26 protein-coding genes are annotated in these 20533 nt (G+C 66.9%); 20 read left to right on the top strand and 6 right to left on the bottom strand.

Annotation, left to right across the window (positions count from 1 at the left end):
• Positions 1 to 4: 4 nt before the first annotated feature.
• Together WOB96_RS05735 and WOB96_RS05730 are read right to left on the bottom strand one after the other, a co-directional pair.
• A complete protein-coding gene (locus WOB96_RS05735) occupies positions 5 to 895 on the bottom strand; it encodes an ImmA/IrrE family metallo-endopeptidase (RefSeq protein WP_341370322.1) in 891 nt (296 codons plus the stop codon).
• Positions 896 to 912: 17 nt separating this feature from the next.
• Positions 913 to 1233, bottom strand: coding sequence for a helix-turn-helix domain-containing protein (locus tag WOB96_RS05730; RefSeq protein WP_217078766.1), 321 nt, complete (start codon positions 1231 to 1233; stop codon positions 913 to 915).
• Positions 1234 to 1419: 186 nt separating this feature from the next.
• On the opposite strand from WOB96_RS05730, the gene WOB96_RS05725 reads away from it, so the two are divergent.
• The 17 genes from WOB96_RS05725 to WOB96_RS05645 all read left to right on the top strand — a co-directional run bounded on the left by WOB96_RS05725 (position 1420) and on the right by WOB96_RS05645 (position 15951).
• Positions 1420 to 2643 (top strand): hypothetical protein, encoded by a 1224-nt coding sequence (locus WOB96_RS05725; protein ID WP_341370321.1) that lies wholly within the window; start codon positions 1420 to 1422, stop codon positions 2641 to 2643.
• An 8-nt stretch (positions 2644 to 2651) separates the two neighbouring features.
• Complete coding sequence (locus tag WOB96_RS05720; RefSeq protein ID WP_341370320.1) at positions 2652 to 3608, top strand: hypothetical protein; 957 nt, start codon at positions 2652 to 2654, stop codon at positions 3606 to 3608.
• On the top strand, positions 3608 to 3898 hold the full coding sequence (locus tag WOB96_RS05715) for a DUF2188 domain-containing protein (RefSeq protein WP_341370319.1): 291 nt from the start codon (positions 3608 to 3610) through the stop codon (positions 3896 to 3898). Before WOB96_RS05720 ends, WOB96_RS05715 begins: the two co-directional genes overlap by 1 nt.
• Before the next feature lie 189 nt (positions 3899 to 4087).
• A complete protein-coding gene (locus WOB96_RS05710; RefSeq protein ID WP_024892258.1) occupies positions 4088 to 4300 on the top strand; it encodes a helix-turn-helix transcriptional regulator in 213 nt (70 codons plus the stop codon).
• Entirely contained in the window at positions 4297 to 4767 is a 471-nt protein-coding gene (locus WOB96_RS05705; RefSeq protein ID WP_341370318.1) for a hypothetical protein, read from the top strand. The genes WOB96_RS05710 and WOB96_RS05705 overlap by 4 nt, the downstream gene beginning before the upstream one ends.
• Before the next feature lie 5 nt (positions 4768 to 4772).
• Entirely contained in the window at positions 4773 to 5054 is a 282-nt protein-coding gene (locus tag WOB96_RS05700) for a hypothetical protein (protein WP_341370317.1), read from the top strand.
• Entirely contained in the window at positions 5051 to 5908 is an 858-nt protein-coding gene (locus tag WOB96_RS05695; protein ID WP_341370316.1) for an ATP-binding protein, read from the top strand. The genes WOB96_RS05700 and WOB96_RS05695 overlap by 4 nt, the downstream gene beginning before the upstream one ends.
• Positions 5909 to 5920: 12 nt before the next feature.
• A complete protein-coding gene (locus tag WOB96_RS05690; protein WP_341370315.1) occupies positions 5921 to 6517 on the top strand; it encodes a hypothetical protein in 597 nt (198 codons plus the stop codon).
• Between the two features lie 14 nt (positions 6518 to 6531).
• On the top strand, positions 6532 to 8208 hold the full coding sequence (locus tag WOB96_RS05685; protein ID WP_341370314.1) for a DEAD/DEAH box helicase: 1677 nt from the start codon (positions 6532 to 6534) through the stop codon (positions 8206 to 8208).
• Complete coding sequence (locus WOB96_RS05680) at positions 8205 to 8561, top strand: DUF6511 domain-containing protein (RefSeq protein WP_341370313.1); 357 nt, start codon at positions 8205 to 8207, stop codon at positions 8559 to 8561. Before WOB96_RS05685 ends, WOB96_RS05680 begins: the two co-directional genes overlap by 4 nt.
• An 11-nt stretch (positions 8562 to 8572) precedes the next feature.
• Positions 8573 to 9340, top strand: coding sequence for a hypothetical protein (locus WOB96_RS05675; RefSeq protein WP_341370312.1), 768 nt, complete (start codon positions 8573 to 8575; stop codon positions 9338 to 9340).
• A complete protein-coding gene (locus WOB96_RS05670; RefSeq protein ID WP_341370311.1) occupies positions 9340 to 11523 on the top strand; it encodes an AAA family ATPase in 2184 nt (727 codons plus the stop codon). Before WOB96_RS05675 ends, WOB96_RS05670 begins: the two co-directional genes overlap by 1 nt.
• Positions 11520 to 12299: a crossover junction endodeoxyribonuclease RuvC gene (locus tag WOB96_RS05665; protein WP_341370310.1), complete on the top strand. Its 780-nt coding sequence runs from the start codon at positions 11520 to 11522 to the stop codon at positions 12297 to 12299. Before WOB96_RS05670 ends, WOB96_RS05665 begins: the two co-directional genes overlap by 4 nt.
• Entirely contained in the window at positions 12296 to 12511 is a 216-nt protein-coding gene (locus tag WOB96_RS05660) for a hypothetical protein (protein WP_028989111.1), read from the top strand. The genes WOB96_RS05665 and WOB96_RS05660 overlap by 4 nt, the downstream gene beginning before the upstream one ends.
• Entirely contained in the window at positions 12498 to 12893 is a 396-nt protein-coding gene (locus WOB96_RS05655) for a DUF6362 family protein (protein ID WP_341370309.1), read from the top strand. Before WOB96_RS05660 ends, WOB96_RS05655 begins: the two co-directional genes overlap by 14 nt.
• Positions 12894 to 13054: 161 nt before the next feature.
• Positions 13055 to 14689 carry a site-specific DNA-methyltransferase gene (locus WOB96_RS05650; RefSeq protein ID WP_341370308.1) on the top strand — a complete coding sequence of 545 codons (1635 nt, stop codon included), beginning with the start codon at positions 13055 to 13057 and terminating at the stop codon, positions 14687 to 14689.
• Complete coding sequence (locus WOB96_RS05645) at positions 14686 to 15951, top strand: site-specific DNA-methyltransferase (protein WP_341370307.1); 1266 nt, start codon at positions 14686 to 14688, stop codon at positions 15949 to 15951. Before WOB96_RS05650 ends, WOB96_RS05645 begins: the two co-directional genes overlap by 4 nt.
• On the opposite strand, the gene WOB96_RS05640 is transcribed toward WOB96_RS05645, so the two are convergent.
• The 4 genes from WOB96_RS05640 to WOB96_RS05625 all read right to left on the bottom strand — a co-directional run bounded on the left by WOB96_RS05640 (position 15915) and on the right by WOB96_RS05625 (position 17457).
• Positions 15915 to 16283, bottom strand: a complete 369-nt coding sequence (locus tag WOB96_RS05640) for a hypothetical protein (RefSeq protein WP_341370306.1) — start codon at positions 16281 to 16283, stop codon at positions 15915 to 15917. The genes WOB96_RS05645 and WOB96_RS05640 overlap by 37 nt on opposite strands.
• Positions 16284 to 16354: 71 nt before the next feature.
• The gene (locus WOB96_RS05635) at positions 16355 to 16567 is read right to left on the bottom strand and encodes a hypothetical protein (RefSeq protein ID WP_341370305.1); all 213 of its coding nucleotides are present in this window, start codon (positions 16565 to 16567) and stop codon (positions 16355 to 16357) included.
• A gap of 98 nt (positions 16568 to 16665) precedes the next feature.
• Positions 16666 to 17202: a DUF3489 domain-containing protein gene (locus tag WOB96_RS05630; RefSeq protein ID WP_341370304.1), complete on the bottom strand. Its 537-nt coding sequence runs from the start codon at positions 17200 to 17202 to the stop codon at positions 16666 to 16668.
• 66 nt (positions 17203 to 17268) lie between these two features.
• Positions 17269 to 17457 (bottom strand): DUF6900 domain-containing protein, encoded by a 189-nt coding sequence (locus tag WOB96_RS05625; protein ID WP_017364484.1) that lies wholly within the window; start codon positions 17455 to 17457, stop codon positions 17269 to 17271.
• Positions 17458 to 17562: 105 nt separating this feature from the next.
• Between WOB96_RS05625 and WOB96_RS05620 the strand changes: the two genes are divergently transcribed.
• From WOB96_RS05620 to WOB96_RS05610, 3 genes are read left to right on the top strand one after another with little or no spacing between them, the layout of a single operon-like run.
• A complete protein-coding gene (locus WOB96_RS05620; RefSeq protein ID WP_341370303.1) occupies positions 17563 to 18093 on the top strand; it encodes an elements of external origin in 531 nt (176 codons plus the stop codon).
• On the top strand, positions 18093 to 20057 hold the full coding sequence (locus WOB96_RS05615; protein WP_341370302.1) for a phage terminase large subunit family protein: 1965 nt from the start codon (positions 18093 to 18095) through the stop codon (positions 20055 to 20057). Before WOB96_RS05620 ends, WOB96_RS05615 begins: the two co-directional genes overlap by 1 nt.
• Before the next feature lie 2 nt (positions 20058 to 20059).
• On the top strand, positions 20060 to 20533 hold the full coding sequence (locus tag WOB96_RS05610; protein WP_341370301.1) for a hypothetical protein: 474 nt from the start codon (positions 20060 to 20062) through the stop codon (positions 20531 to 20533).

Here is a 20533-nt window from a genome sequence, read left to right as displayed (position 1 = left end):
TTTTTCAGCGCACCGGCAGCTGCCCGTTGCGGATAAAGCGATCGAAGGTGTCTTCCTCCGACTCCTCATCGTCGTGATGGGCTCCCTGCCACTCGGCTTCCGGCAGCAGGAGCAGGGTCAGGGTGTATTCGTACTGGCCAGCGTCCCTGATCATCTCATTGACCATCATGGATTCAGGCTCGCGCGGAAACCAAAGCCTCGCCGGTGTGGTTTGCTGCTGGCCGACGGCCAAGGCGTTACTGCTGTGCGCCAGCGCATCACACGGCAGCTCGATCGTGTTCTTGCGGGTCGCGAAGTAGGCACCGGACCTGAGCGCTCCCGTGTTCGACTTGGCCCACAGCATGTGGTCGTCGCGGCTGGCGATGAGGACTGCCCGTTTGGGCGCGATCTCGGTCCAGCGCAAAGCTGCCGCAGTCAGCGAGACGCCGTAGCGGTCGGCGCAGTGACCCAGCAGGTCGAAGCTGACTGGCTGCCCGTCCACCTGCCGCCGAAAGTCATCCAGCGGCATCAGCAGGGTCGAAGCGAAAAGATCCGCCTCGGCCTCGATGTCCCTCTCGTTGTTGTCACCGGTCTCGATGTCGTCGTCGCCACACTCGAAACGATCCTGCTGGTGGCGATGGAGGATGTAGTGACCGAACTCGTGCGCGATCGTGAAGCGTTTGCGACCCTCCGATGGGGTGGCGCTGTTGTACAGGATCAGCCACTTCGACCGCGTCTTGTTCGCCGCCAGCATGCCGTCGAATCCGTCCAGCGCTTCCCCCCGGACCTTGTCTACGGGGGAATCCGCGAAACACTGGCGCGAGTACTCGATGGCGATCTCATCGACCTTGACCGGAAACCGATCCGTGCCCAGAACCGCGTTGAGCATGGCCGAGATGCGGTTGGCCTCGGCCATGGGCTTTTTCGCCTCTGTCATTCATCTTCCCAAGCATCGAGGATCTTGCGGATCTTCTTCTTGTCCGGCTCGGACATATTCTTGTACTTGCGGAAGAAGGCCTCATCAAGCACTTCTTCGTCCGGCGTGGTCGCCGACTCGGTGAGCAGGAATTCTGTAGTCACCTCGAGTACGGCAGCGATCTTGCCGATCTTCTCAGCCGAGGGCTTCGGTTCGTCCTTGTTCTCCAGCTCCCAGATGTAGCTCTTGCTGGAGTCGGTCAGTTCGGCCAACTGCTCAAGGCTGAGCTTCTTCTGTTTCCGCAATGCGCGGATCTTGTCCCCCAAGGGCGATGGCACCGGTATCTCCTAATCGTTCTGCGTCAGGCCGAAGATATTACCACTACGCCGAACGATTTCGTACCTGCTTGACAAACCCAGCATCAGTCCGAGACAATCCGAAACGTTCGGCACACCGAACGTTCGCGTCCTTGGTGGGATGTGGCGGCGCCGGGCATCGTCCGTTTGAAGAAGGAGAAGAAAGGCATGACCGCGTTCAACCCTCGTCACCTCGCCCGTCAGGTTCCGGCCACCACTTGGCAGGCGTATCTGTCCTCCCGTTCCATCGCCATCCCCGAATCTTTCGACTGGAGCGCCGAGGAAAAGGCATTTTCCGATGCCCTGATCGCCCTCCTGGAGGAACTCGAACCGGATCAACAGGCCCTGCTGCACGCCGAGCTGCGCCATGTCCACGCCCTCGCGACCCAGAAAGGCATCGATGCGATCCTCAACGCCAGCGACAACGACGTGGCCATTCGGGAGGACTTCGGACAGCTCCGCAACCACGCCGAGCGGGCCATGTGGGTGTTGGTGAACTGGCCGCAAACCTTCATGACGGCCGAGGCGCTGCTCCAATTCGATCTCGGCGTCGGCAAGCGGTCGTGGAAACGGCAAGCCATCAAGGTGACCGAGCCGGTGTCCCGAGAGGCTGCCGACATCGAGGGATTGCAGGCCGCCTTGTCCGAGGTGCTCTCGAAACGCAAGGGACCGCGGCGCGCCTGCCACGTAGACGTCTGCGACCGTCACCTGGACGGCGGTGTGCAGATCAGCGTCTACGTGGAGGACGATCCCAACGATCTGGTGGAGTTCGTCGAAGAGGGCATGCGCCGCCGGACGACCCGCCCGGCGACCAATCTCGCGCTGGTCTACTTCCCCGCATCCGGCATCGTCGACACCGTCGGCCGGGGCGGAGCCAAGGTCCACCAGCCGCTGGTGACGCTCTTCGCACGCCATCTGCTGAAACAGGAGGTCAAGCCCGAGGCAGTGAAGCAGCCGATGTTCTATCTCAACCGGCTGCGGCACGGCTTGGACCTTCCGGAGGACAGCGACATCGACCTCGCCGCCCACGGCATTGATCGCATTCGCCTCCGCCGCGCCCGGCTCAGGAGCACGAGGGCGCCGATCTGCGACTTCTGGGTAGGCGTACCGGCGGATCAGGCCGAACACTGCGTGCTCGCTGCATCGAGCGCCCACCTGAAGGACCACGACCTGTTCCGCGGTCCGTTCAATATCGTCGAGGCCCTCATCAGCATCTACTTCGCCCCTGCCGAGGTGGGCAAGCGCGGTCGCGTACTGAACATCGACATCAAGCAATCGGGGATCTCCAACCTCCAGGACATGGCAGAGGAGGACGCCAAGCTCGCTGAGCGCCTCCTGCGTGCCTGGCGCGTCTCCGAACCGACCGAGGTCGAACTGGCCCTGGTCGCGTAGAAGCCGCCGTGCAAGCACGCAACGACATCGCCTTCGGCCTGCTCTGCGGGCTCGTCGAGGAATCCGAGGGAAGCCTCCATCCGGATGCCGCCCGGTATTCCGGACAAATGGATGCCTATCGGCATCTCCTCGATCTCGGCGCCCTCGGGGCGGGCGACGGTGTCGGATCGAGCATCCTCTGTCCCTGGTGCGGAATGGGCGATCTGGAGGGGATTCGCTTCGAGCAAGTAAGCCGCCAGGGGTACTGCACGGACTGCGGCTGGGTGGATCTGGCCAGTGATCAAGTGACACGGCTCAGGGTGGACATCACGCGCATCGTCCGCTGGCTCGCCTCGGCCCTGGGCCTTGCGGGACGGTATCAACATGAAGAGATGGTTCCGACAGCGCTGTGGCGCCTGGGCGAGATCGAACATCGACGAAAGCGGCGCACTATCTTCTTCGGTCGGAGGCTGAGCGACCCGGCCTTGACGCCCATCATCGAAGCTCGTTTGCGCACCGCCTGCGCACCCGGCTGCGGCGTCCTGATCACTACCACGCCTGACGTCCCTCAAGCGATCCAGGCCGCCGGCCATCTCGTCGTTCCGCTGCGTGCCATGGCGCATCTCCGCAAGGCCGGCTTCGTCATAGAGAATCTCGACGCATACCTCGACGGCTCCGCCGGGATCGGCGAACGGGATTCGGAAACCTCCCTGCGGCTCATGCACTCCGGCCGCATCGCACTGATCGACGGAGAGCGGCACGCACTGTCGCCCCAGGTCTACGGCTTTCTTTCGGTACTCGCGCAGGGCGGCGGCGATCCCGTCCATAAACGCACCATCGCCGACGCCTTGGAAATCGATGTCGACAAGTGCAAGGGCGCGGACATCTGCAAGCGGCACAAGGCCGTCTACCGCACCTTCGTCGCCCACGACAACGACGGTCACTATTGGCTGAAACCCGAATTCGTCAACGACCAAAGGAGGTGATGCCCCCAACGAAGCGCAATCCTTTCATCCGGCAGTTCAACTTCGATCTCGATGAGGTGAATGACATGAGTGGTAAGAACCAGTGGGTCGTCCGCAACGGCGACAAGTGGGGTGTCCGGGGGGAAGGCAACGACCGCCTGACCTCCGTACACGATACGCAACAGGAAGCCTTCGAGCGCGCACGCGACATCGCGCGCAACCAGGGCAGCGAGGTGCTGATCCAGGGCGAGGACGGGAAGATCCGCGAGCGCAACAGCTACGGCAAAGATCCGTTCCCGCCTCCCGGCTGACCACCCCGCATTTCCACCCCCGATAAGGGCCCGGAGCCAACCACTCCGGGCCTTTTTCTTTTCCGGCTCTGCGAAGAGCCGATTTGCACGATTTGCCCGCCCATCCTGCCCGCTTTGCCCGCCGGTTTGCCCACCCCCTGAAACCCAGAATGACCTCACGTTTCCGCAACAACCCGTAAGGAGCGAATCGTGAGTATCAAACACCTCAACCAACGCCAACTGGCCGACCGTTGGGGCGTCAGCGAAGCCACCTTGGAACGCTGGCGCTCCGAAGGAATCGGGCCGGTCTTTCTCAAGATCCAGGGGCGCGTGCTCTACCGCGTCGAGGACGTCGAGTCCTACGAGGCGGAGTGCCTGCGCAAGAGCACCTCCGAGCGCGTCGGCGCGGGAGGTGTGGCATGAGCCGCCTCACCCCAGACCAGGTTCTCGCCACGCCGGCCGGCGAGCTCGCCGCGCTGCAAAGCGATGCGCTGTTCCAGCTGAAGAACGACGCCGCCGATCTGCTCTCGGCCGCCAAGGCCATCGTCGAGCACCTCGAACGCGCGCTGGAGCTGAAGTACGCCGATCGCGCGCACGCCCTGCGCCTGGCCGCCGGCAAGGATACCGGTGTCGTGCATTTCGACGACGGCCGCGTGCGCGTCACCGCCGACCTCCCCAAGCGGGTCGAGTGGGATCAGCAGCGGCTCGCCGAGATCGTGCGCCGCATCGCCGAGGGCGGAGAGGACCCCGCCGAGTACGTCGAGACCGCCTACCGCGTCTCCGAGACCAAGTTCAACGCCTGGCCCGAGTCGCTGAAGAGCGCCTTCGCCCCCGCCCGCACCCTCAAGACCGGCAAGCCCGGATTCCGTCTCGCCCTGCTGGAGGAGTGACCGTCATGTTCAAGAACCGCACTTTGCTCGACAAGCTGAAAAAGCAGCACCCCTATCTGCTGGAGTCCCTGCCGGAACGGATCGAGACGAATGGCGCCGACGTGGCCATCGAAGACGCCACTCTGGACCAGATCGCCTTCGCCGTCATCGCCCTCGAAAACGAGGTCCGGCCCATCAGTCGCCGCATGAACGCCTTGCGGGAGCTCTACGACCTCGCCCGCAAACACGGCGCACTGGGCGCGCACCGGATCGGAGACGCCTTCGCCGACAAGGAGGGTCGCTCATGAGCCTTCCCATCATCTCCGCCGACCAGCGCCTGGCCGAGAAGCGCGGCGTGAAAGGCGTGCTGGTCGGCAAGAGCGGCATCGGCAAGACCTCGCAGCTCTGGACCCTGGCGCCCGAGGCCACCCTGTTCTTCGACCTCGAGGCGGGCGACCTCGCCGTCGAGGGGTGGGCGGGCGACACCATCCGCCCGCGCACCTGGCAGGAGTGCCGCGACTTCGCGGTGTTCATCGGCGGGCCGAACCCGGCGCTGCGTGAGGACCAGCCTTTCAGTCAGGCCCACTTCGATGCCGTCTGCGCGCGCTTCGGCGACCCGACCGTGCTCGACAAGTACGAGACCGTGTTCGTCGACTCGATCACTGTCGCCGGGCGTCTGTGCCTGCAGTGGTGCAAGGGGCAGCCGCAGGCCTACTCGGAGAAGACCGGCAAGCCGGACACCCGCGGTGCCTACGGCCTGATGGGCCAGGAGATGATCGCCTGGCTCACCCACCTGCAGCACACCCGCGGCAAGAACGTGTGGTTCGTCGGCATCCTCGACGAACGTCTCGACGACTTCAATCGCCGCGTCTTCCAGCTGCAGATCGACGGCTCCAAGACCGGGCTCGAGCTACCGGGCATCGTCGACGAGGTGGTGACGCTGGCCGAGCTCAAGGCCGACGACGGCACCGCCTACCGCGCCTTCGTCTGCCACACGCTCAACCCCTGGGGCTACCCCGCCAAGGACCGCTCCGGCCGCCTCGACCAGATCGAGGAGCCGCACCTCGGCCGGCTGATGGCCAAGATCGCCGGCCCCGCCCGCCCCGCCCTCGAACGCCTCGACTTCGTCCGCCCCGCGCCTTCCGAACCCGTACAGCAATAAGGAGCTACGACCATGAGCTATTTCGATTTCAACGATGCCAACGAGCAGTCCTCGTTCGACCTGATCCCCAAAGGCGCGCTGGTGCGCGTGCGCATGACCATCCGCCCGGGCGGCTTCGACGATGCGAGCCAAGGTTGGACCGGCGGCTACGCGACCCGCAACGACAACACCGGCTCGGTGTATCTGAACTGCGAGTTCGTCGTGATGGAGGGTGAGTACGCCCGCCGCAAGCTGTGGTCGCTGATCGGTCTCTACAGCCCCAAGGGTCCCGAGTGGGCCAACATGGGCCGCGCCTTCGTCAAGGCGATCCTGAACTCCGCGCGCGGTGTCCATCCGGGCGACGCCAGCCCCCAGGCCCAGAACGCGCGGCGCATCGCCGGGTTCGCCGACCTCGACGGCATTGAGTTCCTCGGCAAGGTCGATTGGGAGAAGGACCAGAACGGCCAGGACAAGGCTGTCATCAAGCAGGCGATCCAGCCGGATCACAAGGAATACGCCGCGCTGATGGGGGCACCGCGTGCGCCGGCGCCTTCGGCCACCACGCCCAACGCCTATGCCCAAGCCACGGGTCGCGCTCCGGTCACGGGCCGTCCGAGCTGGGCGCAGTAAGGGGGACTGCCGGCATGATGCTTCGTCCCCGTCAGGCCCTGCTGGTGGAGCGCTCGCTCGCGGCGCTGCACCAGCACGGCAACACCCTGGCCATCGGCCCGACCGGTTCGGGCAAGACCATCATGCTGTCGGCGGTCGCCGGCGGCGTTTTGGAGGAGCCCGACGCCAAGTCCTGCATCCTCGCGCACCGCGACGAGCTCACCGCCCAGAACCGGGAGAAGTTCGGCTGGGTCAATCCCGGCCTCACCACCTCGGTGTTCGATGCCAAAGAGAAGTCCTGGGCCGGGCGCGCCACCTTCGCGATGGTGCAGACGCTCTCGCGCGACAGCCATCTCGATGCGATGCCCACGCTCGACCTGTTGGTGGTCGACGAGGCGCATCACGCCGCCTCGCCCTCCTATCGGCGCGTGATCGATCGCGTGCTGTCGCGCAACCCCAGGGCGCTGATCTTCGGCGCCACCGCCACGCCCGCGCGCAGCGACGGCAAGGGGCTGCGCGAGGTGTTCAGCAACGTGGCCGACCAGATCACCCTGGGCGAGCTCATCGCCGCCGGCCATCTGGTTCCGCCGCGCACCTTCGTCATCGACGTCGGGGCGCAGTCGGCGCTCGCCCAGGTGCGCCGCACCGCCACCGACTTCGACATGACCGAGGTGGAGGCGATCCTCAACAGGACGCCGATCACCGACGCGGTGATCCGTCACTGGCGTGAGAAGGCCGGCGACCGCAAGACCATCGTGTTTTGCTCCACCGTGGCGCACGCGCAGTGCGTGGCCGACGCCTTCGTCGCCGCCGGCACCCGCGCCGTGCTGATCCACGGCGAGTTGTCGGACGCCGAGCGCAAGGTGCGGCTCGCCGAATACGAGACCGGCGAGGCACAGGTCGTCGTCAACGTGGCGGTGCTGACCGAGGGTTACGACTACACGCCCACCTCCTGCGTGGTGCTGCTGCGCCCCAGCTCCCACAAGTCGACGCTCACCCAGATGATCGGGCGGGGGCTTCGCACCGTCGATCCGGCCGAGCATCCCGGCGTGGTCAAGACCGATTGCATCGTGCTCGACTTCGGCACCGCGACGCTCATGCACGGCTCGCTGGAGCAGGAGGCCAACCTGGACGGCCACCAGCACCAGGGCGAGGCGCCCACCAAGGAGTGTCCATCCTGCGAGGCGACGGTGCCGCTCGGCTGCCGCGAGTGCCCGCTGTGCGGCTTCGAGTGGACCATTGATCCGGCCGAGCAGGCGGAAGCCATGGACGACTTCGTCATGACGGAGATCGACCTGCTCAAGCGCTCCAACTTCCGCTGGTGCGATCTCTTCGGCTGCGACGACGCCTTGATGGCTACTGGCTTCGGCGCCTGGGGTGGCGTCTTCTTCCTGAACGGCCGCTGGCACGCGGTCGGCGGTGGCAAGGATCTGCAGCCTCGTCTGCTGGCGGTGGGCGATCGCACGGTCTGCATGGCCTGCGCGGACGACTGGTTGAACGAGAACGAGTCCCTCGACACTGCCCACAAGACGCGCCGCTGGCTCAACGAGCCGCCCACCGAGAAGCAGCTGCGCTACCTGCCGCAGGCCATGCGTTCCGACTTCGGGCTCACGCGCTATCAGGCCTCGGCGCTGCTCGCCTTCCAGTTCAACAAGTCGTCCATCCAGCGCCTCGTGCTGGCGGCCAACGACGAACACCGGAGGGCGGCGTGATATGCGCGATCTGCGGACGAGAGGGACGCGGCTTCTGCTGGCTGTCGCCGAGGAACGGCCCGCGTGCGCCGGACGGCAAGCCCCTGTTCAAGCGCTTCTGCTCCATGCACTGCCAGGACATTCATCTGCAACGACTGAAGGCGGGAGGCGGCGTCGTGATCGATCCCACCCATAACGAGAAGGCCGCGATGGAGGCCGTGCTGCCCAGCCTTGGCGAGTACGTGGCGTCCATCGGCATGGACCGGCCGCTGTCGGCCTACAGCCGCAAGGAGGTCCTGCAACTGGTCGACGTGGTGCTCACCGCCTACTTCGACAACCTGCGTGAGATCACGCCCGACGACGTGCCGTTCTGAGGGGGGTGGCCATGCTCGATTACAACCACCGCACCAAGCTCCACGAGCGCGTCAACGCCGTTATCGACGAAGCGCTGGCGCGTGAACGGGCAGCACAGGCATCCCGAACCTACCTCGGTGCCTCGCGGCTCGGCGTCGCCTGCGAGCGCGCCCTGCAGTACGAGTACGCCCAGGCGCCGGTCGATCCCGGCCGCGATCTGCCCGGGCGGGTGCTGCGGGTGTTCGAGGTCGGCCATGTCCTGGAGGATCTGGCGATCCGCTGGCTGCGCCTGGCCGGCTTCGAGCTCTACACGCGCAAGGCCGACGGCGGGCAGTTCGGTTTTTCCGTCGCCGGCGGGCGTATCCAGGGGCACGTCGACGGCATCCTCGCCGCCGGCCCCGCCGACATCGAGCTCGACTTCTCCATGCGTTGGCCCGCGCTGTGGGAGTGCAAGACGATGAACGACAAGTCCTGGCGCGAGACCGTCAAGCAGGGCGTGGCCCGCGCCAAGCCGATCTATGCCGCCCAGCTCGCCGTCTACCAAGCGTACATGGAAGGCACCGTGCCGGGCATCGCGAGCAATCCCGCGCTGTTCACCGCCATCAACAAGGACAGCGAGGAGATCTGGTTCGAGCTCGTGCCGTTCGACGGCGGGCTCGCGCAGCGCATGTCGGACCGGGCCGTGCGGGTCATCACCGCCACCGAGGCCGGCGAGCTGCTGCCCCGGCACGCCACCACGCCGACCCACTTCGAGTGCAAGTCGTGTCCCTGGCAGGACCGCTGCTGGAGACCGGCTTGATGGCAGACGTCATTTGGCTCGATTACAACGACGCCCCCGAACAGCATGGCGAGACGCCCTCCGACACCGAGGCGTTGCGCCGGGGCCTGCTCGACCGCCTGGAGGCCGTGCTGCTCTACCTGTTCCCGCAGGGCCGCATCCGCGGCGGCAGGTTCTACGTCGGTGACGTCGACGGCAACCGGGGCAAGAGCCTGGTGGTCGAGCTCGAGGGCGAGCGGCGCGGTTTGTGGAAGGACTTCGCCTCCGACGAAGGCGGAGACGTCATCGATCTATGGGCGCGCTCGCGCGGCCTTTCCGCGCGGCACGACTTTCCCCGCCTCGCGGACGAGATCCGCCGATGGCTCGGGCTCGCACCGCCCATCGGCCGAGCGAAGCCATCGGATGTCCGCAGCGCACCGATCGACGAGCTCGGTCCCTACACCGCGAAGTGGGATTACCGCACGGCGGACGGTCGGCTCATCGCCTGCGTCTACCGCTACGACCCGCCCACCGGCAAGGAGTACCGCCCCTGGGACGTGCGCGCCCGCATGTGGCGCGCCCCCGACCCGCGTCCGCTCTACAACCTGCCGGCCGTGGCCGAGGCGCGCGACGTGGTGCTGGTCGAGGGCGAGAAGGCGGCTTGCGCCCTGATCGGGACGGGCATCACGGCGACCACGGCCATGAACGGCGCGCGGGCGCCGATCGACAAGACCGACTGGACGCCGCTCGCGGGCAAGCACGTGCTGATCTGGCCGGATCGCGACGCCCCCGGCTGGGACTACGCGGAGAACGCTGCCCGCGCCTGCGTGACGGCGGGCGCGGCGTCAGTCGTTATTCTCGTTCCGCCGACCGACAAACCGGACAAATGGGACGCGGCCGATGCCGTGGCCGAGGGATTCGACTGCGCCGCCTTCATTCGTGAGGGCGAGCGCAGGAACGTCAAGGCGGCGGCGCCGGCACTGCCGACCTTCACTCTGGGCACGCTGCTCGACGACGACTCGCCGTTGCCACCCGACCTCGTCGCACCGCGCGTGCTCACGCCCGGCGGACTGCTGGTGTTCGGTGGAGCACCCAAGGTCGGCAAGAGCGACTTTCTGCTCGCGTGGCTCACGCACATGGCGGCGGGCGCCACCTTCCTCGCCATGACACCGCCGCGCCCTCTGCGGGTGTTCTACCTGCAGGCCGAGGTGCAGTACCACTACCTGCGCGAGCGCGTGAAGGAGATCCGCCTCCCACCCAGCCGTATCGGGGCGGCGCGCGTCAACTTCGTCGCCACGCCGCAGCTGCGGCTGATCCTGGACGACACTGGCTTGGCCCAGGTGATCCCCGCGATCAAGCAGGCATTTGGCGACGAACTGCCGGACATCATCGCCATCGACCCCATTCGCAACGTCTTCGACGGCGGGGAGTCCGGCGGCGAGAACGACAACGCCGCGATGCTGTTCTTCCTGTCGCAGCGGGTGGAGCGCCTGCGCGATGCGGTGAACCCGGACGCCGGCGTCGTGCTGGCCCACCACACAAAGAAGCTCGGCAAGAAGCAGTTCGAGGAGGACCCGTTCCAGGCCCTGGCCGGGGCCGGGAGTCTGCGCGGCTACTACACCACCGGCATGTTGCTGTTTCGCCCGGACGAGACGCGCACCACGCGCCAGCTGATCTTCGAGCTGCGCAACGGCGCGGCCATCCCCTCGATGCACGTGGACAAGATCCGCGGCGAGTGGCGGGAGGTCGATGCCAACGAGCGGCTGGTGATGAAGGACTACGGCGAGCGCCTCGATGCCGAGCGCCGGCGCAAGCGCGACGCCATCCTGCAGATCCTGTTCGACGAGGCGGCCCACGGGCGCTGCTACACCGCGAACCAGTTCGCGGAAAGCTTCGAGGGCAAGGCGGGGCTCGGCGGCGAGCGCACCATCCGCGAGCGCCTCTCCGCGCTCTCGACCCAGGGCTATATCAAGTACTTCCGCAACGCGCAGGACTACAGCCTGCCGCCCGCCCGCACCAAGTTCGGCTACCTGTGCGTCGAGGCAATGGTGCTGCGCTTGGGTCTAGGCGAGCCCGATCCAGACACGGGCGAAGTATCGCTGCGCGAACTGCCGGTGCTGCCCACCCACTTCAAATGCCCGCAATCGGGGGCCGCATTGCCGGTCGAGAACCCCGAGGTGTGGGTTTACCAAGACGACCTGAACGACCCCGAGGAGCCCGCATGAACACGCACAGCCAAGTTGGCAAAACCGCTGCCAACTTCCCCCCGATTTTCAGAGACGTTGGCAAGTTGGCAAACGCCTGCCAACTTGAACCCCATACTGATCAACGCGTTACGGAGTTGTCGGCAGATTGGCAAGTTGGCAACGCCGCCAACTTGCCAACTTCCCCAAACCCGCGTGGTTGCTGGGTTTGCGGCGATTTCCAAGTTGGCGAAAACTTCCTCCCCCCTTCGGGGGGAGAGGAACACGCGGTGTCCTCTCCCCCGACCCGAAGGGGTCTGCCCGGCATCGACGGTCGGGATCGGGGACCGGGCACGGCCATCCTGAGCCTCGACCTCGGCACGCGGACCGGCTGGGCGCTGCTCGGCCGTGACGGCTCCATCACCAGCGGCTCGGAGTCCTTCAAGCCCCGGCGCTTCGAGGGCGGCGGCATGCGTTATCTGCGCTTCAAGCGCTGGCTCACCGAGGTCAAGCCATCGGCGGACGGGCTGGATGCGGTGTACTTCGAGGAGGTGCGCCGCCACGCCGGAGTGGATGCCGCACACGCCTACGGCGGCTTCATGGCCCAGCTGACCGCCTGGTGCGAGCACCACGGCATCCCGTACCAGGGTGTGCCGGTGGGCACGATCAAGAAGCACGCCACCGGCAAGGGCAACGCCGGCAAGCAGGAGATGGTGGCCGCCATGCAGGCCCTGGGTTTCCGGCCCGCGGACGACAACGAGGCCGACGCGCTGGCACTGCTGATGTGGGCGATCGCGACGCAGGAGGTGCCGGCATGAACGCGCCCAGCCCCCACTATCGTTGCCCCCTCGGGCGCCTGCAACCGACTCGCCCGGACGTCGATGCCATAAAACGCGACGGCTGGCGGGACCAGGGCATCCTGGTGGTCTCGCTCGACGACGAGCGGCTCGACTGGATCGAGCGGGAGCTGGTGAAGCGCATCGGCGAGCGGCTCTACGGTCGCCAGGGAGACGGCCATGTGGAGCGTTGACGACGTCGCCGAGCGCTTCCGGGAGGCCGCCCAGACCGCGCGGCGTCTGCCGCCGGTACGCGTCCAGGGCTACTTCAACACCTGGCCGGCCATCCTGCGCCAGCCGTGGGAGACCTACTCGGGCGAAGACGTGCTGTACCGCTTTCCGCCCGACCCGGCCGCCATCGACCGCATGGAGGAGACGATGCGCTGGGTGCTGTGGCTCACCGAGGAGCAGCGCCATCTCGTCTGGATGCGCGCCGAGGAACGCGGGTGGCGGGAGATCTGCCGGCGCTTCGGCTGTGACCGCACAACGGCCTGGCGGCGGTGGCAGAAGGCGCTCGACATCGTCGCCTGCCGTCTGAACGAGCAGACCCGCCGGACCGTGGTCAGCCATTCATGAGTGAAGTTGCGGGACGTTTCCAACGCGGTCCAAGCAATGCGGGCGGATGCGGAGCGATGCCGGTTTCGAGCCATTTTGGACGTGCAACACTTCACCCGTTTTTGCGCTAGGATTTCGCTAACCTCGCGAGAGAAGCATGTGCGAAGGCCACGGAGCGATCCGTGGCCTTCGTCGTTTCTGCCTTCGCGATCCGACCCGCCGAGCGCGATGGGTCCTTCCTGGCCGAAAAACCATGCGGGGGGCGGGAGCGCGACGCTTTTCTAGCGTCAGAGTGCAAACCGGGGTTTGCACGGTTTGCGGTTTGCACTCCCCGATACACATCAAGCCCGCTCACGGTCCTCCGTCGGCGGGCTTTTTATTTCGAGGTTCCGATCCTGAACACACTCAACGTCGAGTACCGCAAGGTCGAGACGCTGATCCCCTACGCCCGCAATCCGCGCACGCACAGCGACGAGCAGGTCGCGCGCATCGCCGCCAGCATCGCCGAGTTCGGCTGGACCAACCCGATCCTGGTCGATGGCGAGCATGGCGTGATCGCCGGTCACGGCCGGCTGCTGGCCGCACGCAAGCTGGGGCTGACCGAGGTGCCGGTGATCGAGCTCGCGCACCTCACCCCGGCGCAGAAACGCGCCTACGTGATCGCCGACAACCGGCTCGCGCTCGATGCCAGCTGGGACGAGGCCATGTTGGCGCTGGAGTTCGCGGAGCTGGCCGACGCCGGCTTCGATCTGGACCTGACCGGCTTCTCTGCCTCCGAGATCGAAGGCCTGCTCGACCACATCGAGGAGACGGAACCGTCCGCCGATGAGGACGAGCGCGCGCCGGAAGCCGACGCGGACGAGGACGACGTCACGCCGCCCACGGTTGGGGTCACGCGGCCAGGCGACTTGTGGATACTGGGCGAACACCGGCTGCTCTGCGCCGACAGCAGCGACGCTGCTGCCGTCGCGCGCCTCCTCGATGGCGAGCGAGCTCACGTGCTGTTCACCAGCCCGCCCTACGCGAACCAGCGCGACTACACCACCGGCGGGATCGATGACTGGAACGCGCTCATGCAGGGCGTGTTCGGCGCCGCCCGCAGCGCGCTGCACGAGGACGCGCAAATCCTGGTCAACCTCGGCCTGGTCCATCGCGACGGCGAGTGGCAGCCGTACTGGGACGGCTGGATCGAATGGATGCGCACTCAGGGCTGGCGCCGCTTCGGCTGGTACGTCTGGGATCAGTCGGTGACCGTGCCCGGCGACTGGGCCGGGCGCCTCGCGCCGCGCCACGAGTTCGTGTTCCACTTCAACCGCCAGGCGCGCAAGCCGAACAAGATCGTGCCCTGCAAGTGGGCCGGTCACGAGACGCATCTGCGCGCCGATGGGTCATCCACCGCGATGCGCGCCAAGGATGGCAAGGTCGGCGAGTGGAACCACGCCGGACAGCCCATGCAGGAGTTCCGCATCCCGGATTCCGTCGTCGAGGTGACGCGCCAGCGCGGCCGCATCGGTGAGGGAATCGACCATCCGGCGGTGTTTCCACTGGGCCTACCGAAGTTCTTCATCGAGGCCTACACCGACGCGGGCGAGATCGTCTTCGAGCCGTTCTCCGGCGGCGGCACCACGCTGTTGGCCGGGCAACTCACCGACCGCAAAGTGCGCGCCATCGAGCTCGCGCCCGAGTACGTCGACGTCGCGCTGCGCCGGTGGTTGCAGCACCACCCGGGCATGGAGCCGGTGCTCGCGACCACCGGCCAGCCCTTCGCCGAGGTTACTGCCGAGCGCTTGGGCGAGACGGCGGAGGCGGCCGCATGAACTGGCTCGCCGAGCGCATCGAGCACTGGCCGATGAACAAGCTACTGCCCTACGCGCGGAACGCCCGCCAGCACTCGGACGAGCAGATCGCCCAGATCGCGGCATCCATCGCGGAGTTCGGCTTCGTCAATCCCTGCCTGGTCGGCGCCGACGGTGTGCTGGTCGCGGGCCATGGGCGGCTCGCCGCCGCGCGCAAGCTGGGCCTGCCCACCGTGCCGGTGGTGGTGCTCGATCACCTGACGCCCACCCAACGACGGGCACTGGTGCTCGCGGACAACCGCCTCGCGGAGCTCTCGACTTGGGACGATGCGCTACTGCGCATCGAACTTGAGGCACTGCAGGACGAAGGCTTCGACCTCGATTTGACCGGTTTCGATGCCGATGCGTTGGCCGAGCTACTGGCCGGTGAGGAGCCCGAGCACGAGGGCCAGACCGAGGACGACGCCGTCCCGGAGATGCCGGAAGAGCTGGTGTCCACGCCGGGCGACGTCTGGCGGCTGGGGCCGCACCGCCTGGTCTGCGGCGATGCGACCACGGCCGAGACCTACGTGCAGCTGTTCCCGCACGGCGAGCGGGCGGACATGGTCTTCACCGATCCGCCGTACAACGTGAACTACGCCAACAGCGCCAAGGACAAGCTGCGGGGCAAGCACCGTCCCATTCTCAACGACGCGCTCGGCGCAGGCTTTCACGACTTTCTCTACGACGCGCTGTCGCTGCTCGTTGCCCACACGCGTGGCGCGATCTACGTCGCCATGTCGTCGAGCGAGCTCGATACCCTGCAGGCGGCGTTCCGCTCTGCCGGCGGCCACTGGTCCACGTTCATCATCTGGGCGAAGAACACCTTCACGCTGGGCCGCGCCGACTACCAGCGCCAGTACGAGCCGATCCTCTACGGTTGGCCCGAGGGCGCGGAGCGCCACTGGTGCGGCGACCGCGACCAGGGCGACGTCTGGCAGATCAAGAAGCCCGCGAAGAACGATCTGCACCCGACCATGAAGCCGGTGGAGCTGGTCGAGCGGGCCATCCGCAACTCCAGCCGTCCCGGTGACGTGGTGCTCGATCCCTTCGGCGGTTCCGGCACCACCCTGATCGCCGCCGAGAAGTCGGGGCGCGTGGCGCGCCTGATCGAACTCGACCCGAAGTATGCGGACGTGATCGTGCGGCGCTGGCAGGACTGGACGGGCAAGCAGACCACCCGAGAATCGGATGGCCTGGCGTTCGATCAGGCGGCGACTTCCTCCTCGACGATCTCGCAGTGAATCACGAACCCGGTCAGATAAGGCAGCCCGCGCGGGATGCCGTAGTCCTTACTGGTGCGGCGTCCGATGGTCCATTCCATCCACTGCCGGGTGGCGGCGCGGATCGCGTCGTGGAGGGCATGGCCCGCATGCATGCGGTTGAGGACTTCGTCCGCGAAGTGGCGTCCATGGCGGCTGTCGAGGAAGGCCCGCACCGCTTCGAAGGGCTGTCCCGTGGCGTCGGAGATGGCGTTCATCGCGATGGGCCAGGCGGCTTGCGGGTGCGCGTCCATCGTGCCCCAGAAGCCCCAGGCTTCGTTGCGGGTGGCGGGGATCGTTTTGGCGGTGGTCATCGTTGTTTCCTTCGTTGATCGTTGCGACACCCGTATGAACGCGCTGTTCGATCAGGAAGCCAAGCTCAATCTCAATCCTCTCGCATCGCCTGCTGGCGACCGGTTACGACGGCCAGCTTGGCGCGGGCCGACGCGCTTTCCCAGTGGCAGGGTCCGTTGCCGTGCGCAGCCTCTTCGCTCCAGCGGGCCAGGATTTCGTCATCGCTCCAGCCCTTGGCGGTGAGGTAGGCGTAGTCGTCGGCGTCGTAGTTGCTGTGGGTGAGGATGGCGCGGGTGGGTTTCATGCTGTGCTCCTTGGCGTGGATGGTTGCGACACCCGCATGAACGCGCTGCCGGCGCGGGAAGCCAAGCGTTTTCTGCTTGGCTTCCCATTCCGCTCGAATCACGCGATCCGGTAGATGCGCTCGCCGCCCTCGGGCTTGTCCGAGGTGATGGTGAGGCCCAGCATTTTCTTGAAGGCGTTGGCGAAGGTGCCGCGCACCGTGTGCGCCTGCCAGCCGGTGAGTTCGCAGATCTGGCGCACCGTCGCGCCCTCCGGGCGCCGGAGCATCGCGATGACTTGGGCCTGCTTGCTGTTCTCGCGGGTGCGGGGCTTGGTCTCGGCGCGCTGCGGTGCCCAAGTGGCTTCGGCGGCTGCGACCTCCGCCTCGAGATCCGCGTCTGCCTCCACCGGCGCCGGCGCCGGCGCGGGACGCGGGCGCCCCAGCGCCTCGTAACCGTCGGCGGCGACGAACCAGTCGGGACCAATGGTGGTGATCAGGGCCCGATTGCAGAGACCGTCCAGCACCTTCTTGCGGGCGCCGCCTTTCACGTTGTCGGGGAACCACTCGATCTTGCCACCGGTGTGCTCGACGGCGTAGGCCAGGATGGCGTGCTGGGCGGGGGTGAGTTGGATGGTGCTCATCTGATGCTCCTTCATGGGGGTTGATGGTGTGGTCATGAACGCGCTGTTCTCTGGAGAAGCCAAGCGCTTTCCGCTGCTTTCTCAGCCCTGTCGCGCGGCCTGCCGGCCTGCCTGGTAGGCGGCCATCAAGGCGCTCTTGACGGCCCAGACGCTGACCTCGTGGAAGTCCAGCCGGTCGCTGTTGCGCGTTTCCAGGGTGTCGATGAACAGGTGATCCAGCGCGATCTGCTGCAGTTGCCGGTCGATGTCCTTTTCGGCTTGCTCGGTCATGTGCTTCTCCTCGGGGTGTCGTTGATGGTGATGACATGAACGCGCTGTTCCCGAGCGAAGCCAAGCGGAATCCGAGCGGGACGGCGCCAATGCTTGATGGAGACCATGGGACTGTCGATCCGCGCCTACGCCCGCCACCGTGGGGTGTCGGACACCGCCGTACACAAAGCCATCCGCGCCGGGCGCATCACGCCCGAGGCGGACGGCACAATCGATCCGGACAAGGCCGACCGCGACTGGGCAAGGAACTCCGAGCCGCCCAAGGAAGGAACGAGCGCCAAAGCCGCGAAGGTGCGGGTGTCGGACGATCCGGCCCCGAACCTCGCCGCCGGGCTACCCGCGGGCGGCACCTCGCTCTTACAGGCGCGCACGGTCAACGAGGTGGTCAAGGCGCAGACCAACAAGGTGCGCCTCGCCCGCCTCAAGGGCGAGCTGGTCGATCGCAACCAGGCCATCGCCCACGTGTTCAAGCTCGCGCGCACCGAGCGCGACGCCTGGCTCAACTGGCCGGCGCGCATCTCGGCGCAGATGGCGGCCAGGCTCGGCATGGACGCACACGCGCTGCACGTCGCGTTGGAGGCGGCGGTGCGCGAGCACCTCGCCGAGCTCGGTGAACTGAAGGTCCGCGTCGATTGATGGACGACTTCGTCTACGATGGCTTCGATGCCATCGAGCGCGCCTGGCGCGAAGGACTGACGCCCGATCCGCTGCTCTCCGTGTCCGAGTGGTCCGACCGCCACCGGATGCTCTCCAGCAAGGCCTCGGCCGAGCCGGGCCGCTGGCGCACCAGCCGCACGCCGTATCTCAAGGTGATCATGGACTGCCTGTCGCCGACCTCGCCGGTCGAGCGCGTCGTGTTCATGAAGGGCGCACAGGTCGGAGCCACGGAAACCGGCTCGAACTGGATCGGCTACGTCATCCACCACGCGCCTGGGCCGATGATGGCGGTCTGGCCCACCGTGGAGATGGCCAAGCGCAACTCCAAGCAGCGCATCGACCCGCTGATCGAAGAGTCGCCGGTGCTCTCCGAGCTGATCGCCCCGGCACGCTCGCGCGACTCGGGCAACACCATCCTCGCCAAGGAGTTCCGCGGCGGCGTGCTGGTGATGACCGGCGCGAATAGCGCCGTGGGCCTGCGCTCGATGCCGGTGCGGTATCTCTTCCTCGACGAAGTGGACGGCTACCCGCTCGACGTCGAGGGCGAAGGCGATGCGATCTCGCTCGCCGAGGCGCGCACGCGCACCTTCGCGCGGCGCAAGATCTTCATCGTCTCGACGCCGACCATCGCCGGGGCGAGCGCCGTCGAGCGCGAGTACGAGGCATCCGACCAGCGCCGCTACTTCGTGCCGTGCCCGCACTGCTCCCACCGCCAGTGGCTGCGCTTCGAGCAGCTGCGTTGGGAGAGGGGCCGGCCGGAGACGGCGGCCTATGTGTGCGAGTCCTGCGATACGCCCATCGCCGAGCATCACAAGACCTGGATGCTGGAGCACGGCGAGTGGCGCGCGATGGCGCCGGAGAACGGCGTCAAGACGGCGGGCTTCCATCTCTCGTCGCTCTACAGCCCGGTGGGCTGGCGTTCGTGGCGCGACATCGCGAGCGCGTGGGAGAGTGCGGTCAGCAAGGAGTCCGGCTCGGCCGCCGCGATCAAGACCTTCAAGAACACCGAGCTCGGCGAGACTTGGGTCGAGGAAGGCGAAGCGCCCGACTGGCAGCGCCTGATCGAGCGGCGGGAGGACTACCGCATCGGCACCGTCCCCATGGGCGGCCTGCTGCTGGTGGGCGGTGCCGACGTGCAGAAGGATCGCATCGAGACCTCGATCTGGGCCTTCGGGCGCGGCAAGGCGTCCTGGCTCGTCGAGCACCGCGTGCTGATGGGCGACACCGCGCGGGATGCGGTGTGGAAGCGGCTGTCCGAGCTGATCGACGAGACCTGGACGCACGAATCCGGCAACCAGGTTCCGCTGGCGCGCTTCGCGCTCGACACCGGCTTCGCCACCCAGGAGGCCTACGCCTTCGTGCGCGCCTGCCGGGACAGTCGACTGATGGCGATCAAGGGGGTGCCGCGCGGCGCGGCCCTGATCGGCACGCCCACCGCCGTCGATGTCTCGCAGGGCGGCAAGAAGCTGCGCCGGGGCATCAAGGTGTACTCGGTGGCGGTGGGGCTCGCCAAGCTCGAGTTCTACAACAACCTGCGCAAGAGCGCGGATGTGGCCGACGACGGCACCACGCCGATCTACCCGGCGGGCTTCGTCCATTTGCCCAAGGTCGACGCCGAGTACATCCAGCAGCTCTGCGCCGAGCAGCTGATCACCCGCCGTGACCGCAACGGCTTTCCGGTGCGCGAGTGGCAGAAGCTACGCGAGCGCAACGAGGCGCTGGACTGCTACGTGTACGCCCGCGCCGCCGCGGCAGCGAGCGGTCTCGACCGCTTCGAGGAGCGCCACTGGCGCGAGATGGAAAGACAACTGGGCATCGCCGCACCGCCCGAGCAGGACGAACACACCGTAACCGCAGAAGACGCCCCCGACTCCGGGGGCGTCGTCGTTTCGGGCCGACGCATCCGGCGCCGGTCCGTCGTCAAGAGTCGTTGGATGAGCTGAACATGAGCGTGATCGAAGGCATTTTTCACAACCCGGAGACCGGTCTCGACGAGCGACGGCCGATCGCCTGCGACGCGTTCGGGCGACTGCTCGCCGCCGACGGAGCCGGCGCGGTGGCCGCCTCCCGAGTCGAGGTCTTCACGATCGGCGCGCTGGCGCGTGCAGCCTCCGTGACCACCGACCCGGTCGACCTCGGCGTCGGGCATCCCTACACGCTGGTCGTCGCCCGCAAGGCGGGGGCCGCCTCGCGCAACGAAGCCATGGAGATCCAGAGCTCGATCGACGGCGTGCGTTGGTTGCCCGCGGCGGGCATCCATCCGGACGCGAATGTCGCCTGGTACGAACCCAACGGCGGCAGCGATTACTTCACCGTCCAGGGCCGGCCCATCGGACGCTTCGCGCGCATCGCCTTCAAGAACGGCAACACGGCCCAGACCGAGCTGGTCCTCGAGCTGGCCGCATTGGCGGGTGTCTGA

This window comes from Thermithiobacillus plumbiphilus, assembly GCF_038070005.1.
Taxonomy (GTDB): domain Bacteria; phylum Pseudomonadota; class Gammaproteobacteria; order Acidithiobacillales; family Thermithiobacillaceae; genus JBBPCO01.
The sequence above is the reverse complement of the archived record's forward strand: the minus strand, read 5'-3'. Positions and strand labels throughout refer to the sequence as shown.

Bases quoted from the DNA above. Each gene is read 5' to 3' on its own strand.
- WOB96_RS05660 (WP_028989111.1), top strand. From the start codon at position 12,296: ATGAACGCGCCCAGCCCCCACTATCGTTGCCCCCTCGGGCGCCTGCAA.
- WOB96_RS05640 (WP_341370306.1), bottom strand. From the start codon at position 16,283: ATGACCACCGCCAAAACGATCCCCGCCACCCGCAACGAAGCCTGGGGC.
- WOB96_RS05620 (WP_341370303.1), top strand. From the start codon at position 17,563: ATGGGACTGTCGATCCGCGCCTACGCCCGCCACCGTGGGGTGTCGGAC.
- WOB96_RS05715 (WP_341370319.1), top strand. From the start codon at position 3,608: ATGCCCCCAACGAAGCGCAATCCTTTCATCCGGCAGTTCAACTTCGAT.
- WOB96_RS05610 (WP_341370301.1), top strand. From the start codon at position 20,060: ATGAGCGTGATCGAAGGCATTTTTCACAACCCGGAGACCGGTCTCGAC.
- WOB96_RS05615 (WP_341370302.1), top strand. From the start codon at position 18,093: ATGGACGACTTCGTCTACGATGGCTTCGATGCCATCGAGCGCGCCTGG.
- WOB96_RS05700 (WP_341370317.1), top strand. From the start codon at position 4,773: ATGTTCAAGAACCGCACTTTGCTCGACAAGCTGAAAAAGCAGCACCCC.
- WOB96_RS05635 (WP_341370305.1), bottom strand. From the start codon at position 16,567: ATGAAACCCACCCGCGCCATCCTCACCCACAGCAACTACGACGCCGAC.
- WOB96_RS05725 (WP_341370321.1), top strand. From the start codon at position 1,420: ATGACCGCGTTCAACCCTCGTCACCTCGCCCGTCAGGTTCCGGCCACC.
- WOB96_RS05630 (WP_341370304.1), bottom strand. From the start codon at position 17,202: ATGAAGGAGCATCAGATGAGCACCATCCAACTCACCCCCGCCCAGCAC.
- WOB96_RS05690 (WP_341370315.1), top strand. From the start codon at position 5,921: ATGAGCTATTTCGATTTCAACGATGCCAACGAGCAGTCCTCGTTCGAC.
- WOB96_RS05655 (WP_341370309.1), top strand. From the start codon at position 12,498: ATGTGGAGCGTTGACGACGTCGCCGAGCGCTTCCGGGAGGCCGCCCAG.
- WOB96_RS05675 (WP_341370312.1), top strand. From the start codon at position 8,573: ATGCTCGATTACAACCACCGCACCAAGCTCCACGAGCGCGTCAACGCC.
- WOB96_RS05670 (WP_341370311.1), top strand. From the start codon at position 9,340: ATGGCAGACGTCATTTGGCTCGATTACAACGACGCCCCCGAACAGCAT.
- WOB96_RS05735 (WP_341370322.1), bottom strand. From the start codon at position 895: ATGGCCGAGGCCAACCGCATCTCGGCCATGCTCAACGCGGTTCTGGGC.
- WOB96_RS05645 (WP_341370307.1), top strand. From the start codon at position 14,686: ATGAACTGGCTCGCCGAGCGCATCGAGCACTGGCCGATGAACAAGCTA.
- WOB96_RS05665 (WP_341370310.1), top strand. From the start codon at position 11,520: ATGAACACGCACAGCCAAGTTGGCAAAACCGCTGCCAACTTCCCCCCG.
- WOB96_RS05705 (WP_341370318.1), top strand. From the start codon at position 4,297: ATGAGCCGCCTCACCCCAGACCAGGTTCTCGCCACGCCGGCCGGCGAG.
- WOB96_RS05625 (WP_017364484.1), bottom strand. From the start codon at position 17,457: ATGACCGAGCAAGCCGAAAAGGACATCGACCGGCAACTGCAGCAGATC.
- WOB96_RS05685 (WP_341370314.1), top strand. From the start codon at position 6,532: ATGATGCTTCGTCCCCGTCAGGCCCTGCTGGTGGAGCGCTCGCTCGCG.
- WOB96_RS05695 (WP_341370316.1), top strand. From the start codon at position 5,051: ATGAGCCTTCCCATCATCTCCGCCGACCAGCGCCTGGCCGAGAAGCGC.